1 protein-coding gene is annotated in these 292 nt (G+C 45.2%); it reads right to left on the reverse strand.

What is annotated here, in order from left to right:
• Positions 1 to 148, reverse strand: a 148-nt coding sequence (locus LZP73_RS21585) for a hypothetical protein (protein WP_442800781.1), incomplete at its 3' end; no start/stop codon positions are given.
• Positions 149 to 292 lie beyond the last annotated feature (144 nt).

The following is a 292-nucleotide window of genomic DNA, read 5'->3' on the forward strand; positions in this document are numbered from 1 at the left end:
ATACACGCCTGCCACTCGCCTGGAACAGTTCTGCCAGCCAAAAAAGCAAGCTGGTTTTCCCCCCAGCACCAACAATAGAAATCACAGTGGGACGTTTCTGCGCGCCTAAATCAATGAATAATGCCGATGGGTCAATTATACTTTTCACGCGTCTTTATGGACCTCTCTGGGATAAATTACCCTCAACGTAATCCATCAGGAAGTAACGCAATTATCAGGCGTTATTAGCTCCTGTAAATAATGGAATCACTATGTCAGCCATCGACTGTATAATTACCGCCGCAGGATTATC

The organism is Shewanella sp. AS16 (assembly GCF_021412365.1).
GTDB classification, from domain to species: Bacteria; Pseudomonadota; Gammaproteobacteria; order Enterobacterales; family Shewanellaceae; genus Shewanella; species Shewanella salipaludis.